The 14,622-nt window shown below is 67.0% G+C and carries 14 protein-coding genes; 5 read left to right on the top strand and 9 right to left on the bottom strand.

Features of this window, described 5'->3' with window-relative positions:
* Position 1 precedes the first annotated feature (1 nt).
* The 4 genes from ABD243_RS18895 to ABD243_RS18880 form a co-directional block, all read right to left on the bottom strand.
* Positions 2-934, bottom strand: coding sequence for an alpha/beta hydrolase (locus tag ABD243_RS18895; protein ID WP_344367893.1), 933 nt, complete (start codon positions 932-934; stop codon positions 2-4).
* 4 nt (positions 935-938) lie between these two features.
* Positions 939-2,051: an FAD-dependent oxidoreductase gene (locus ABD243_RS18890; protein WP_344367892.1), complete on the bottom strand. Its 1,113-nt coding sequence runs from the start codon at positions 2,049-2,051 to the stop codon at positions 939-941.
* Positions 2,052-2,130: 79 nt separating this feature from the next.
* Complete coding sequence (locus ABD243_RS18885) at positions 2,131-3,084, bottom strand: phosphotriesterase family protein (RefSeq protein WP_344367891.1); 954 nt, start codon at positions 3,082-3,084, stop codon at positions 2,131-2,133.
* 49 nt (positions 3,085-3,133) lie between these two features.
* Entirely contained in the window at positions 3,134-4,147 is a 1,014-nt protein-coding gene (locus tag ABD243_RS18880; protein ID WP_344367890.1) for a phosphotriesterase family protein, read from the bottom strand.
* A gap of 338 nt (positions 4,148-4,485) precedes the next feature.
* On the opposite strand from ABD243_RS18880, the gene ABD243_RS18875 reads away from it, so the two are divergent.
* The 3 genes from ABD243_RS18875 (at position 4,486) to ABD243_RS18865 (ending at position 6,627) form a co-directional block, all read left to right on the top strand.
* The gene (locus ABD243_RS18875) at positions 4,486-5,658 is read left to right on the top strand and encodes a cytochrome P450 (protein WP_344367889.1); all 1,173 of its coding nucleotides are present in this window, start codon (positions 4,486-4,488) and stop codon (positions 5,656-5,658) included.
* Positions 5,655-5,849: a ferredoxin gene (locus ABD243_RS18870; RefSeq protein ID WP_116765869.1), complete on the top strand. Its 195-nt coding sequence runs from the start codon at positions 5,655-5,657 to the stop codon at positions 5,847-5,849. The genes ABD243_RS18875 and ABD243_RS18870 overlap by 4 nt, the downstream gene beginning before the upstream one ends.
* Before the next feature lie 163 nt (positions 5,850-6,012).
* Complete coding sequence (locus ABD243_RS18865) at positions 6,013-6,627, top strand: TetR/AcrR family transcriptional regulator (RefSeq protein WP_344367888.1); 615 nt, start codon at positions 6,013-6,015, stop codon at positions 6,625-6,627.
* 242 nt (positions 6,628-6,869) lie between these two features.
* Here the strand turns inward: ABD243_RS18865 and ABD243_RS18860 are convergent, their stop codons facing one another.
* From ABD243_RS18860 to ABD243_RS18845, 4 genes are all read right to left on the bottom strand, one after another.
* Positions 6,870-7,628, bottom strand: a complete 759-nt coding sequence (locus ABD243_RS18860; protein ID WP_344367887.1) for a maleylpyruvate isomerase family mycothiol-dependent enzyme — start codon at positions 7,626-7,628, stop codon at positions 6,870-6,872.
* A complete protein-coding gene (locus ABD243_RS18855) occupies positions 7,628-8,452 on the bottom strand; it encodes a fumarylacetoacetate hydrolase family protein (RefSeq protein WP_344367886.1) in 825 nt (274 codons plus the stop codon). The genes ABD243_RS18860 and ABD243_RS18855 overlap by 1 nt, the downstream gene beginning before the upstream one ends.
* Positions 8,452-9,594: a cupin domain-containing protein gene (locus ABD243_RS18850; RefSeq protein ID WP_344367884.1), complete on the bottom strand. Its 1,143-nt coding sequence runs from the start codon at positions 9,592-9,594 to the stop codon at positions 8,452-8,454. The genes ABD243_RS18855 and ABD243_RS18850 overlap by 1 nt, the downstream gene beginning before the upstream one ends.
* Before the next feature lie 164 nt (positions 9,595-9,758).
* A complete protein-coding gene (locus ABD243_RS18845) occupies positions 9,759-10,580 on the bottom strand; it encodes an IclR family transcriptional regulator (RefSeq protein ID WP_344367883.1) in 822 nt (273 codons plus the stop codon).
* A gap of 48 nt (positions 10,581-10,628) precedes the next feature.
* On the opposite strand from ABD243_RS18845, the gene ABD243_RS18840 reads away from it, so the two are divergent.
* Both ABD243_RS18840 and ABD243_RS18835 read left to right on the top strand, forming a co-directional pair.
* Positions 10,629-11,981, top strand: a complete 1,353-nt coding sequence (locus tag ABD243_RS18840; protein ID WP_344367881.1) for an MFS transporter — start codon at positions 10,629-10,631, stop codon at positions 11,979-11,981.
* A complete protein-coding gene (locus tag ABD243_RS18835) occupies positions 11,974-13,230 on the top strand; it encodes an FAD-dependent oxidoreductase (RefSeq protein ID WP_344367880.1) in 1,257 nt (418 codons plus the stop codon). Before ABD243_RS18840 ends, ABD243_RS18835 begins: the two co-directional genes overlap by 8 nt.
* 87 nt (positions 13,231-13,317) lie before the next feature.
* Here ABD243_RS18835 and ABD243_RS18830 read toward each other — a convergent pair whose 3' ends face one another.
* On the bottom strand, positions 13,318-14,613 hold the full coding sequence (locus tag ABD243_RS18830) for a D-arabinono-1,4-lactone oxidase (protein ID WP_344367879.1): 1,296 nt from the start codon (positions 14,611-14,613) through the stop codon (positions 13,318-13,320).
* Positions 14,614-14,622: the final 9 nt, after the last annotated feature.

Below are 14,622 nucleotides of genomic sequence, written 5' to 3'. Positions count from 1 at the left end.
GTCATCTCGCGGCCCTCGCGTTCAGGAATTCACCTGTCTCCTCGAATGCCCGGTAGAACTCCGGGATCCAGGAGAAGTTCTGGACGAAACCGTGGTTGGCCCCCGCGTAGCGGCTGACTGTTGCGTCGACGCCGTCCTCTTTCAGGCGCCGCCCGTAGAGTTCGCCCTCGTCCCGCAGGGGATCGTGCTCTGCCGTGATGACGAGGGCAGCAGGCAGGCCGGCGAGGTCCTCGCGTTTGATGGGGGAGACCAGGGGATCCGCCGGATCCGCCCCGTTCTCGAGGTAGAACGAGTTGAACGGCAGCAGGCCCGCCGTCTCCAGTCCGTACCCCTCGGCGTTCTCCCGCAGCGACGCGTAGCGGTCGACGTCGAAGTCCAGGTCCAGGGAGGGGTAGAACAGGACCTGGTGCGTGATCGCCGGGAACTCGTCGTCGTGGGCCCGCGCGGCGACGGCGGCCACGAAGTTGCCGCCCGAGCTGTCGCCCGCGATGGCGAGGTTCATCCCGTCCCAGCCCAGGCTGTGGCCCCGCGCGGCGGCCCAGCGGACCACGCCGTAGCAGTCGTCGAGGCCGGCCGGGAAAGATGCTTCGGGGGCCAGCCGGTAGCCGACCGAGATGACCTTGTGGCCGGTTTCCTTGGCGAGTGCCCGCGCCACGTGGTCATGGGTGTCCAGGCTGCCCAGGAAGAACGCTCCGCCGTGGAAGTACACCAGCAGTCCGTAGGCGTCAGCCTCCACCGGTGTGTAGATCCGCACGGGCACCTCGGCCGAGGACGTTACGGCCGTGGCGTCCTCGACGGAGTACAGCGGCAGGCGGTCCTCGAGTGCGGGAACCTGCGCGGCCTCGCCGGCCCGCATGGCCTGCGGATTCAGCGGCGAACCATCGGGCGCCGGCAGGGTGCTGAGGATCTTGGCAATTTTGGGATGAATCGTCATGGCATCAGACCTGTGCCTGAGCCGCGGGCTTCTGACCAGGGAAGACGTCGTTGACTTCTTCCTCGGACCACCCCTGACGCGAGATGCGCTGCAGCTCGTCCGTCACCGGCTTGCGGGTCGCCTGGAACAGGGCCAGCGCCTCCTTGACGGAGTCGGCCTGCGCGAGGGCGTCGGCCAGTGCTCCGGCATCCTCGATCGCCGAGTTCGCACCCTGGCCCTGGTGGTGCAGCATGGAGTGTGCCGCATCGCCCATGAGGACGACGGAGTCGGTGTGCCAGGAGTCGACGGGGTCGATGTCGTAGACGGCGCGGATGTTGACGGTGTCAATGTCGAGGTCGCGGGCGATGCCCACGATCCGCTCGTCGAAACCTTCCACAGTTTTCAGGAGTTCTTCCTTCGTGATCGTGGGTGCCCAGGTGCCGTCCGGATTCAGGGCGGTGATGTCGAAGGACATCTGGTTGCGGTGGCGCAGCGGCAGGAGGTAAACCTTGGTGCCCCTGCCCATGTACATCCGCAGGTTGTCGTCGACGGCCATCCCGTGGGCGTTGTCGGCGGAGATGACCACGCGGTAGGCGTGTTCGCCGGAGAACACGGGGCCCTTGTCGCTGAAGAGCTGCTCGCGCACCGCGGACTTAATGCCGTCGGCACCGACCACCAGGTCGGCCTCCACGGTCTCCCCGTTGGCAAAGGTCAGGACAGAGCGGTCGCCCTTGTCCTCGATGGTCTCCAGTCGGTGGCCGAGCTGCACCATGCCCTCGGGAAGCACGCCGAGAAGGGCTTCGATGAAGTCGCGGCGGTGGATGAGGTACGTCTGCTTCTCATCGCCGAACTCGGGCCAGGTGTCCTTCATGATCGGCTCACCGGTGGCCGTGAGGATCTCAAAGTAGTCGCTCGCCGAGCTCACCTTGGCGATCGCGTCAAAGATTCCCCACTGGCGGAACCGGGCCATGGTGGCCGGACGCAGGCCAATGCCGGCGCCGACCTCTCCCATCTGGGGAGCCTGCTCGTAGACCTTGACGTCTGCACCGAGCAGGCTCAGGGCCTTGGCCGCCGCAGCGCCGCCGTAGCCCGCGCCGACGATGGCGATCTTGAGGTTCTTGATGTCTTCAGCCTTCATGGTTTCATCTCTTTCTTGGCTCTTTCTTGGCCCGGGCCGTGTCTGGTGGAACGGGTAAGTTGTGGTGGTCTGTCCGGGGTCAGGCGTGCAGCGACAGGAAGTCGGCCGGGTTGTCCTCGAGCAGGAGTTTGAGGGTGGCGTCGTCGATGCCGGCCGCCCGCATGTCCGGGATCATGTCCTCGAAGATGTAGTTGATGGTGTGGCCCTTCACGCCAGGCCAGCCCAGGGGGCTGCAGTTGGCGTCTGCCGAGACGAGGAGCTTGTCCGCATAGCCCTTGTTGACGAGCTTGACGAAGTGCTCCATGCGTTCGTCGCGCTTGCGGCCCCAAAACGGCGGATCCGGCAGCTCGAGGTCGTACCCGAACGTATCGAAGCCGATCCGGCCGCCCTGCTCGTAGATCCAGTCGTGCGGGGTGATCGGAGCGTTCAGGCCGTCGTCGGCGTGGCCGAAGAGCACGCGGTCGAGGGACAGGCCCTCTTCGTTGAAGATGGTCACCGCCGGCTCGAGGTCGATGGCCAGATGGGTCAGGATCGGCGCGCCGGTCACGACGGCGGCACGGGCCGCGGCCCGGTAGATGCGCTTGTCGAGGTCGGTCATTCGTCCGCCGCGGCTCACACCGACCTTGATGACGCCGGCCTTGGCGCCCGTGTTGCCGATGCCGACGGTGATCTCGTGGGTGAACACTTTCGCCAGGTAGTCCACGGTGGCGCGGGAGAAGTGAGGCAGGGCGGTGTCGCCGCCGACGAAGCCGGTGCAGGCCACGATATGCACGCCCGTCTTCCGGGACAGGGATTTGTAGTAGTCGACGTCGCGCCCGTTGCAGATACCGGTGGCGTCGACAAAGGTACCGCCGCCGTATTCGCGGAATTTCCGCAGTTTCGGCACGGTTTCCTCGTAGGCCTGCTCGGGCGACTTCCACCACATGGTGTCCAGCTCGGACCCGGGCATGCCGTAGCCGATGTGTTCGTGGACCGCCACGATTTCCAGTTCTTCGGCCGGGATGGTTCCCAGCACGGTGTTGACCTTGGTCATTCGTTCACCTCAGGGGTCGAAAGCTTGTTGTGGGAGGGCCGACGCGTGCTTAGCGCACGGTCAGCAGGTTGCGCGGGTTGTCCACGAGGATGCGCCGGGCGTCTTCGTCGCTCAGGCCGTGGGTCTTGAGGTAGGGCACGAACGTGGACAGGACGTGGCTGTACGGCAGGTTGTACTCCGGCAGCCCCTTGGCCACGCCGATCGAGTTGCCCGACAGGATGATCTTGTCGGCATGGCCGGCCTTGACGAGCTCGAACACCAGCTCGGCGCGATCGTGGTCGGTGAGGTAGTCCGCGTGGTCGTTCAGGCCCACGTGGTCGATGCCGACGAAGGCTCCGCGGCCGGCCACCTTGATGGCGGAGCCGGCGGCGTCCTTGCGGTCCAGGTCGCCGACGAGCACCCGGTCGGCCCCGATCTGCTCGTCCAGCACGATGTCCAGATCGTGCAGGGCATCGGCGCCGAACCGAATCGAGACCGGGATGCCGGTGTTCCTGGCGGCGCGGGCGGAGCCGCGGAACAGGCTCTCCTCGGTCGGGGTCATGCCGGCGCGGTCGGCGATGGTGGCCACAATGCCGGCGGCGGCGCGGCGCTCGACCCGGGGTACCACCATCCCCTCAGTGACCTCCCTGCCGAAGAGGTCGCCGAACTTTTCGGCCGGCCAGGGGGTGGGCGGGTTGGTCTGCGGGGTCAGGAAGTATCCGCCGAGTTCTTCCTCCGGGCCCAGGCCCGTGGAGGCGACGATGTGGACGCCGGTGGAGCGGGACAGGGCCTCGTAAAGCTTCAGGTCGCGGCCGTGGAACATGCCGGTGCTGTCGACGATCGTCTGCCCGCCGTGCTCGCGGAAGTCCTTGAGCTTCGCGGCCAGTGCCTCGAAGATCTCCGCCCGGTCCATCGTGATGTCCGGGGCGTACTGCGCACCCGGGAGCACCGACAGCAGGGCCTCGTGGACCGCGACCACACCCAGTTCATGAGCGGGGACGGGGCCAAGGACCGTATGGACGGTGGCTCGATCGACGGTGCCGGCGAACGCGTCGCCGGTGTCGACGGGGGTGGGGTGAATCACTTGCTTCTCCCTTGAAGTTCGGGTGCTGAATGCAGGGGTGCCGCCGGGCCTGGCCAGACCATCGCTCCGATGCGGTGTATCTAGCGTCACATCTTTCTTTACAGTATGTCAAGTAAATAAACACAACGTATATCCGGAGCTGCGGGGCGTTCGTGAAATCAACGACTCGTAAATTGTATTGACATCATGTAAACCTTGGCGTCAAGATGTGTGGAGCGCCACATCCGCCTCCGGCCTTGGCAGGAGCCCGGTAGAGCACCGGGGAATGCGCCGCAGCTATCGTCCAGGCTGACGGGCCTCACACCCTCGGTCCACCCCCCATCCGCAAGGAGAATACTGTGACTGCACCCGCAGAATCCGGCATCGATATCTGGGACGACGACGTCCTGGTCGACCCCTACCCCACGTACGCCGCGCTGCGCGAGCAGGCCGGCGTCGTCCACCTGCCCAAGAACGACCTCTACGCTCTGACGCGCTACGACATCATCCGCGACGTACTCGGCGATCCGGCGACGTTCTCGTCCACCACCCTTGGCTTCAACCCGATGGTCAACGAGGCGCTGCAAGGCACCTCGCTTGCCTCAGACCCGCCGTTGCACACCCAGCTGCGCGCGACGCTCTCTGAGAACCTCACGCCCCGCGCACTGCGCGGCCTGAAGATCATCATCGACGAGAAGGCGGACAAGCTCGTCGCCGACCTCGTCGCCGGCGGAAGCTTTGAAGCCATCGACTCCCTTGCGCGAGCTTTCCCGCTTGAGATCGTCGCCGACCTCATCGGCTTCAGCGGACACGTCAAGGACAACATGATGCGCTGGGGGCAGGCCGCGATGCAGGTCATCGGGCCGATGAACCAGCGCACCCAGGAGAGCTTCCCGATCGCCGGCGAGCTTTACGGCTGGTGCTCGTCAGTTACCGCCGGCGACCTCGCCCCCGGCTCGATCGGCCGCGGGATCTTCGACGCTGAAACGCGTGGCGACATCCCCGAAGGCTCCGCCGGTCACATCATCCACCAGTACCTCGGGGCAGGCGTCGATACAACGATCGCCTCGATCGGAAACATCATCGCCCTGTTCGGCCGCCACCCGGAACAGCTTGAGCTTGTCCGCGAGAACCTGGACCGGGTGCCTGCAGCCTTCGCGGAAGTGCTGCGCTATTGGGCCCCCGTGCACATCTGGGGCCGCACAACCACCCGCGAGGTTGAGATCGACGGAGCCACCGTTCCTGCGGGCGCTCAACTGGGCATCCTCTTCGGCGCCGGCAACCGGGACCCGCGGCACTACGAAAACCCCGACACCTTCGACATCAGGCGCAACCCGGTGGACCACCTCTCCTTCGGCTACGGACCGCACGGCTGTGCCGGCCAAGGCCTGGCCAAGCTCGAGGCCCACGCGATCATTGACGCGCTTGCCCGTCAGGTGAAGTCACTGTCCATCGCGGACGGGATCCGGGTGCCGAGCAACATCACGCGGAGTTTCGAGAAGCTTCAGGTCGTCAAGGTGGTGGCATCGTGAGGATCGAACTCGACCGGCCACGCTGCGAGGGGCACGGTCTCTGCGAGGAAGCCGCGCCCCGGCTGATGCACCTCGACGATGACGGCCAGCTGGTCATCGATGCCCCGGAGGTTGACGGGGCCGACCTCGACGCCGCGAAGGCGGCCGTGAGGGTCTGCCCGGTCGCCGCGCTCCGGCTGGAGGCTGCATAACGGGGCGCGGGCCCGGCGTCGTCGGCAACGGCATCGCCGGGCCCACGGCGGCGAGTCACTGCGCTCTGCCGGCTTCGACGGCGGGCTGACGCCGGTCCTGCCGGCCCGGGACCGGCGTCGCCCGCCCGGGCCTGACGCCGCACAACAAAGTTAGGATTGATCCATGTCGACGTTGCGAGAAGCCCAGAAAAAGCTCACCCGCGACGTGATCGTGGAGCGGGCTCTCGAGCTTTTCACCGACAAGGGGTACGCCGCGACCACCATCGATGAGATCGCCGCGGCGGCCGGCACCACCCGGGTGACTTTCTACGCGCACTACCCTTCACGCAGCGATCTGATGAGGGACTTCATGGTGCGCGTCAACGCGGTGCTCGACCGTGCGGACGGCCCGGGGAGCGGCTCTACCGCGGCCGACCTCGTCGACGTGGTGCGGGCAGGCGAGCTGCCGGGCATCCTGGCGTGGCTGGAGTCGCGGGCAGCGCTCTGGCCGGTCTTCCGCCCATACCTCGACGTGCTCGAGGAGGCCGCCGCCGTCGATCGCGAGGTGCGCGCCTTGGTCGAGGGATGGCATGAGGAGGTCATCTCCGACCTCGTCCGCGGAATGAAGCTCGCAGGGCGCTTCTCGGAGGAGACGCACCACATTCGCGGCACTCTGGCCTTCACCTCACTCGACTACGTCGCCACGCTCTGGACCCGACGCAAGTTTGAACCAAACCGCGAACACGCGCTCGAGGTGCTTGCCGATAACTGGTACCACCTGCTCTGCGACGAAGGCTGACCCTGGGCGCTGGTGTTCCTGGCACCCGCTGCTGCCGCTGCGGGTCGATCGTCCAGCTGGGCTAACCCGGGGCGGCGTCGCTGCGGCGGCGGTCCGGGGGCACTTTGGCGCGGACACGCCGTCAACCAGGGCGACGGCGTCTAACATTGCCCTCAAAGTGCCCCCGGACGGAGGCAAGCGCGCACGAAAGCGGGAGGCCCCTCGCCGAGGGGCCTCCCGCTTTAGGATTGTTTAGCCGGCTCTCAGATCCACTTCGGGGCGGGGGGAACCGTCCCGGTGGTGGCTGCAGCGCCCGGCCCGGCGGCGGTGACGCCGCTGTTGCCGCGGCCGGCGGCCCATTCGACGACGGCGGCGAGGGGCCCGGAGACGACCGTCGGGGACGCGGATGTGGTGTCCCCGAAGGTGAGGTCGCGGTCCGTGACCTTGACGACGAGGTCCTTGTCGGTGCCGCGGGTCTTCCAAGCGCCGGTGATGTCCTTCAGGAGCCGTTCCAGGACGGGCGCCGGGATGTCGTGGAAGTTGGCGCCGTTGTCCAGGTCCACGGCGTGCATCCAGACTTCGCGGCTGCGCATCCAGACCGTTTCCGTGGCGGGAACTTCGCGGCCCTGGATGGTTCGGACTTTGTGGTGCCAGGCGTCCTCGGGCAGGTCCCGCCATTCGACGTTCAGGTGCACGGCCGAGTGGTCGAACAGGTGCCGCAGCGCGATCGGGGACAGCGTGGAGCCGAAGTCGATCTCGTGGTCCCGGACGTCCGTGGAGGCATACATCGGGGTCTCGACGCCGGTGGCCGCCCACTCCACCAGCCGGGCGATGGCCCGGGCGTTGTAGCCGATGTGCGCGGTGATGTGGCGGCGGGTCCAGCCCGGCAGCAGCGAATCGCCGTCGAGCTCCGCGTCGGAGAGCTCGTTGAGCTTGCGGGCGAAGAACGCCGTCCCGCGGCGTGCCTGCAGCAGGGCAGCGAGCAGCTCCGGGTCCGTCGTCTGGTCGTGGCGGGCAACCATCAGGCTTCCTTGATGACGCGGTTCTTCAGCTGTCCCAGTCCCTCGATGGTGGTGACCAGGAGCTGGCCCTCCTGCAGGTAGCGCTTGGGGTCCTGGGCGTGGCCGACGCCGCCGGGGGTGCCGGTGGCGATGACGTCGCCCGGGTTCAGCGTGATGATCGTGGAGATGTAGGACACCAGGTATTCGGGGGTGAAGACGAGGTCGCCCGTCGGGGTCTGCTGCTGGATGTCGCCGTCGACCTCGGAGGTCATCAGCGGGCCGGCGGTGAACTCGTCCTTGGTGACCAGGGCCGGTCCGAACGGGGTGGACTTTTCCCAGGTCTTGCCCTGCAGCCACTGGATGGTGCGGAACTGGTAGTCGCGCATGGACACGTCGTTCAGGACGGCGTAGCCGGCGATGTGGGCCGGGGCGTCGGCTTCGCTGATCCGGCGGCCCTTTTTGCCGATCACGACGGCGAGTTCGGCCTCCCAGTCGACGGCGTCGGATTCCTGCGGGAGGGCCAGGTCATCGTTGGGGCCGATCAGGGATTCCTGGTACTTGGCGAACAGGGTGGGGAATTCGGGGACTTCCCGGCCCATTTCCTTGATGTGGTTGCGGTAGTTGTGGCCCACGCAGATGATCTTGCCGGGGGAGGGGACGACGGCGTCGAGGTCCGCTCCCTCGAGCGGGTGCGTGGCGCCGGCCGCTGCCTTCGCGGTGGCTTCCCAGTCCGGGGTGCGGAGGAGTTCTCCGACGTCGGCGAAGCCGTCGATCTCGGTCAGGGTGTCGCCGTCCTGGCGTACAGCCTTGGTACCGTTTTCAGTGCGGAGGGTGAGGAGTCTCATTACTTGGTGCGTCCTTCGATGTAGGTGCGGTGGAAGTTCAGCCGTTCGAAAATGGGGGCGTCGCTGAAACGGAAGAGGTCGAAACTTGTTTCGGCCTGCAGGTCCGCCCGAAGGGACCATTGCGCCCAGGACGGGACGACGAAGAGGTCGCCCTTGGCCAGGGTCCTGGTTTCGCCGTTGAGGACCACGGAGCCGGTCCCTTCGAAGACCTGCCAGACGCTGGAGCCGACCTCGCGGACGGTTTCGGTGGTGGCGCCGGCGCGGAGCCGGTGGAATTCGGCCCGGATGGTCGGCATGACGTCCCCGCCGGTGGTGGGGTTGGTGTAGCGGACGGCGGCGTGGCCCTGGGACACGGTGGCCGGGTGGCCCTCGTCCTCGAGCAGCAGCTGCTCGGTCAGGGCCCGGTCCGTGTATTCCCAGCGGTACGCCGCGATGGGGGAGCTCGTGGTGTCATCCAGTCCGGAGAGCGGGCGCAGGCCAGGGTGGGCCCAGAGTCGTTCGGAGCGGGAGATGTCCGGCGTGGCCTCGTCGGTGACACGCTCGGTGCCGAACTCGAAGAACCCGGCATCGGCGTAGTGCACGAACGGGATGTCCAGGCCGTCGATCCAGGCCATCGGCTCATCGGTGTCGTTGTGGTGGCCGTGGAAGTTCCAGCCCGGGGTCAACAGGAAGTCCCCGCGGGACATCCGCACCGGGTCCCCGTTCACGACCGTCCACACGCCCTCGCCCTCGACGACGAAGCGGAACGCGTTCTGTGAGTGGCGGTGTTCGGGGGCGGTCTCGCGGGCACCGAGGTACTGGATGGCCGCCCACAGCGTGGGGGTCGCGTACGGCGTACCGGCCAGGCCGGGGTTCGCCAGGGCGATCGCCCGGCGTTCCCCGCCGCGGCCCACCGGGACCAGATCGCCGGCGCGGGCGGCCAGCGGGTACAGATCGCTCCACCGCCAGACGTGGGCCACCGCCTTGGGGGTCGGCACCATCGGCATCAGGTCCGCGATCTCGGTCCACAGCGGGATCAGGTTCTCCCGGTCAAAATCCCGGTAGAGCTCCTTGAGCTGGGCGGCTTCTTCGGGCGTCGGCTCCGGAGCAGTATGCCCCGCGGCCACTGATTCATGAGTCGTGTTCTCGGCGCTGATGGACACGTGGGCCTCCTCGGTAGGTCAGAACAGTTCTTTGGCGTAGTTCGACTCTACGGATGTGGAGGTGTGACCCCCAACATATTCTGCCAGTCAGAATTTATGGATTGTTCCCCCGGGTGCCCGGCGGGGTACCCCGCTGTGTGCCCTGCCGCGCACTCGGCGCGCACTCAGTCCGGCTCGGCCGGATTAGCCGCGATGTCGATTTCCAGCTGCCGGCAGGTTTCCCGCAGCGCGGGGACGAGTCCGGCGTCGAAGACCCGGCGGAAGCGGGTCGAGGGAGTGGCGACGCTGAGTGCGCCGACGACGTGCCCGTGCCGGTTGTGCAGGGCCATCCCGAGGGCACTCACCCCTTCCTCCGTCCCCTCAAAATTGGCCGCAAAGCCGTTGCCGCGGATGGACTCAAGCTCGCGCAGGAACGCCGGGTACTCCGCGGCGGGAATGGTGTCCCCGCCAATCTCGGCATTGTTGCTGCGAAAGAGTTGGTCGATCATGTGGGGTTCCAGTTCGGCGAGCATGGCCTTGCCGCCCGACGTCTTGTTGGCGGGCATGACCGTCCCCTGCCGGTCACCAACCCGCAACACGTTGTTCCCTTCCATCGTGGCCAGGAAGCGCACTTTAGTGCCCACCCGCACCATGAGGTTGACGGTCTCGTTCAGTTGCGCCGAGAGCAGCTCCATGTGCGGCTGGGCGAGCGAGCGCAGGAGCCTGGTCCAGCTCAGGCCCGCCGGCCCGACCCCCATGGCCGCCCCGGGAACATAGCGGCGGTTTTCATCCTGCACGGCAAAGCCCCGGTAGACCAGCATCGCCAGGAGCCGGTGGGCGGTGGAGGGGGCTACGCCGAGCTCGGCGGCGGCGTCCTTGAGCCGCAGCGCGCCGCCGTCGCGGAGCAGCTGCAGGAGTTGCAGCGCATTGTCCACCGCCTCGATGGAGTAGGTCGGCCGCTTTTGGACGGGCTTCCGGGCGGACTTGGCTGGCGGGTTGTTCTGCACATCAGAATTGTATTGTTGTTCGTCTGCAATCTCCATGACAGTAGTGGGATGAATCACACACCTTTCGCTGCAGCGCCGGAGCGGCCGACACCGGGTCTCCCCGGCCCGACTACCGCTGATGGGCCTGCATCACGGTTCTCCAAAGGCTCGGCAGCGGCCGTCCTCGTCTGCTGGCTCCTGGTGGTCTTCGACGGCTACGACCTCATCGTCTACGGCACCGTCCAGTCCTCACTGATTTCTGAGACCGGCTGGGGCCTGAATAAGGCCACCGCCGGAACGATCGGCTCCATGGCCTTCGTCGGCATGATGATCGGGGCGATCTTCGCCGGACGCATGGCCGACTCGTGGGGCCGCCGCCGGACCATCCTGGGCTGTGCCATCGTTTTTTCGATCTTCACGATCCTCTGCGCGTTCGCGCCTAGTGCCCCGGTCTTCGGCGTCCTGCGGCTCCTCGCCGGCATCGGACTCGGCGGGCTGGTGCCCTCGGCCAATGCGCTCGTGGCCGAACTCGTCACGCCCAAATGGCGCTCCACCGTCGCCACCCTGATGATGTCCGGTGTCCCGATCGGCGGATCCATCGCCGCCCTCGTCGGCATCCAGCTGATCCCCGCGTTCGGCTGGGAGTCCATGTTCCTGGTCGCCGTGGTCGCCCTGATGGTCGTGGTGCCGCTCGGAGTGAAATACCTTCCGGAGACCCTGACACCGGCCGGTGCCGCAGGCAGGGCCGCCCGCAAGGCCGCCGGGAAGGGGCATGCGGTCAACGAGCCGTCCGGCTTCTCCTCCCTGCTCCGCGCCCCGTACCTGGGGGTGAGTGTGCTGTTCGCCCTGGCAACGATCGCCACCCTGTTCGCCTGGTACGGCCTCGGCACCTGGCTGCCGAACCTCATGCAGCTGGCCGGCTACAACCTGGGCTCCGCCCTGACCTTCGCACTGGCCCTCAACCTGGGTGCGGTGGCCGGCTCGGTCCTCACGGCCTGGGCGGGCACCCGCTTCGGTCCGATCCCGACGGCGATCGCCGCGGCCGCCGTCGCTGCCGGAGCCCTCGTGGTTCTTGTGAGCGGGCCGCCCGTCGGCGTCGTCTACTTCATGCTGGTCCTCGCCGGCGTCGGCACCCACGGCACGCAGTGCCTCATCATCGCCGCCGTCGCGAGCCACTATCCCGGACACCTGCGCGGAACCGCGCTGGGCTGGGCGCTGGGGACGGGCCGTATCGGCGCCGTCGCCGCACCCCAGATCGGTGGCCTCCTGCTGGCCGCCGGACTGGGCGTCAATTCCAATTTCCTCGCCTTCGCCGGTGCAGCCGCCATCGCCGCGGTACTGCTGGCCGCCGTCGGCCTCAAACTCAAGTCCAAACTCCCAACCTCACCCTCACTCACATCAACAGGAGCAAGCAATGTCTGAGCACGCCACGTCCACCGATGTCCTCGTCATCGGAGGGGGAATGGCCGGACTGGCCGGAGCCCTCGCGCTGCGTGAAAACGGCGCCAACGTCACTCTCGTGGAGCGGGCCCCCGAATTCGGCGAGGTCGGCGCGGGCCTGCAGATGGCCCCGAACGCCTCCCGCGTCCTGCGCCGCTGGGGCCTGCTGGAAAAGGCGCTGGAAATCGGCGTCCAGCCCAAGCACCTGGTCTTCCGCGACGCCGTCACCGGCGAGGAGCTCACCCGCCAGACCCTCGGCGGGGAATTCGAGGAACGCTACGGCGCGCCGTACGTCGTGATCCACCGCAGCGACCTGCACCGGGTCCTGCTCGAAGGCTGCGAGGCGGCGGGCGTCAAGCTCGTCAACGACGTCATGGTCGAGAGCGTTGAAACCGTCAACGGCCGCGGCGTGGCCCACACCGCCGCCGGCGTTGACTACGAGGCCGACGTCGTAATCGGCGCCGACGGACTCAAGTCCACCCTGCGTCCGCTCGTGGCCAGCGATGAGCCCGTCCCCTCGGCCTACGTCGCGTACCGCGGCACCGTCCCGATCACCGAAAACACGCCCAAGGCCGATCTCGAAGACGTGATCGTCTACCTCGGACCGGACTGCCACCTTGTGCAGTACCCGCTGCGCAAGGGCGAGCTGCTGAACACCGTGGCCGTCTTCAAGTCCGCCTCGTTCGAACGCGGCGAAGAGCAGTACGGCGGTGTGGACGAGCTGGAGGCCGCGTACAAGGATTGTGTCCCGGGCGTTCAGGAAGCGCTCAAGAACCTGGCCACCGGCATCCGCTGGCCCATGTACGACCGCGATCCGATCGAAAACTGGGTCGCCGGCCGAATGGTGCTGATGGGCGACGCCGCGCACCCGATGCTCCAGTACCTCGCCCAGGGCGCCTGCCAGGCGCTCGAGGACGCCGCTGTGCTGCAGGACGCCACCAATGGCACCGTCTTCACCCAGGAAGGCGTCAACCCGGACGCCTGGGACGGCGCGATCAAGGAGTTCAATGACATCCGCGCCGGCCGCACGGCCCGGGTCCAGCGCACCGCCCGCGTCTGGGGCGAATCCTGGCACGTGTCCGGACTGGCCCGGACACTGCGCAACCTGCTCTTCAAGAGCCGGAAGGACAACGACTTCCAGTACAACGACTGGCTGTACGGCCAGGACGGCGACGGCGTACCGGCCGTCCGCCCGGCCAGCTCCAGCCTGGCGGAGCGGATTTCCGCCTGACGCCTAAGCCAGGTCAAGAGCACGAGGTGCGGACTTTGTCCGCACCTCGTGCTTTTGGCTGTGCGCGCGCGTGAACTGCTTGTGGATTTAGCCTACGAGGGCGCGGGTGTGATCGTTGAGGAACATTCCGCGGGGGTCGAACTCCCGGCGTATCTGGATGAAGGTATCGAGCTCCGGGTAGAGACGCTCCAAGCGGCTCCTCGTCATGAAATGGATCTTGCCCCAGTGGGCACGCGGCTCGAATTCCTGCAGCAGCGCATCTGCATCCCGGAAGAAAGGCCAGTAGTCAGTTCCAGGTTGAGTGGTCAGGGTAATGACGGTGGTGTCGCGTCCTTGGAACTGGGACATGTACCCTTGGTCGGCCTTCACCCAGCGGACCTCAACGGGGTACTTCTGGTCCGGATGCTTGGTGCGGATCAGGTCCTGGACAGCCTCGACGGCCTCCAGGCCGTGCCGGCTGGGAACGAAGTACTCGAGTTCATGGAACTGTGTGGTGAACCCGCCCGGGTAGATGCGGTACGACCGGTCCAGCCGGGCACCCTCCATGCGGGAAATTTCACGCTCGTCCTGGATCTGCGCGATGTTGTACCGCTTCGTGTAGCTGCGGTTCGCCATGTTCTGGTCCGGCGAACCGGGGAGGTCCAGGAGCTCACATGAATCGTCGTCCGGACACCACAGGAACGAGTAGTGCCTGTTCGCGTCGATGTCGGCCTGCCAGGTTGCCGCGGTCTCCGCCCACGTGGGATACGTAATCTCCTCCTGCAGGTAATAGCGGTCCTCGACCGCCAGTTCGACCTCCAGGAAGACTCCGAGCGTGCCCAAAGCGACCTGGGCGGCCCTGAGTTCGCGGAGTTGCCCTTCACCGATTTCGACGATTTCGCCGTAGCCGTTGATCAGCCTGACCCAGCGCAAGGCGGAGGAGAAACTGCCCAGGTTCTTTCCGGAGCCGTGGGTGCTGGTCGCGAGTGCGCCGGCGATCTGCTGCTTGTCGATGTCGCCCTGGTTGCCCAGTGCCAGCCCCTGTTCCCACAGCGGATCGCCAAAGGCGTTGATGGTGGTGCCGGCCAGGGCCCTGGCGCGGCGCCGCCCGCGGTCGGTTCCGGTGATGGCCGAGAGTGCGGACATGTCCATCAGGACGCCGCCGGTCTGAACCAGTGGAGAGGATGAATGTCCTGAGCCGACCGCGCGGACGGGCAGGCCCTCGCGGATGGCGAACCGGACGGCGTCGAGCGCTTCTTGTTCATTCCGGGGCCGGACGGTGAAGGCCGGTGTGGCGCTCTGGTTTCCGCCCCAGTTGGTCCACGTGACGTCCGTCCCGAAGGGAGCGGACGGGGTCGCCGCGCGTGCCGACGACGCGGCCTGGGAATGATTCGTGGTGGTCATTGCTGAGCT

The organism is Arthrobacter humicola, assembly GCF_039531445.1.
GTDB classification, from domain to species: Bacteria; Actinomycetota; Actinomycetes; order Actinomycetales; family Micrococcaceae; genus Arthrobacter; species Arthrobacter humicola.
This window is presented reverse-complemented; position numbering and strand designations above follow the sequence as displayed.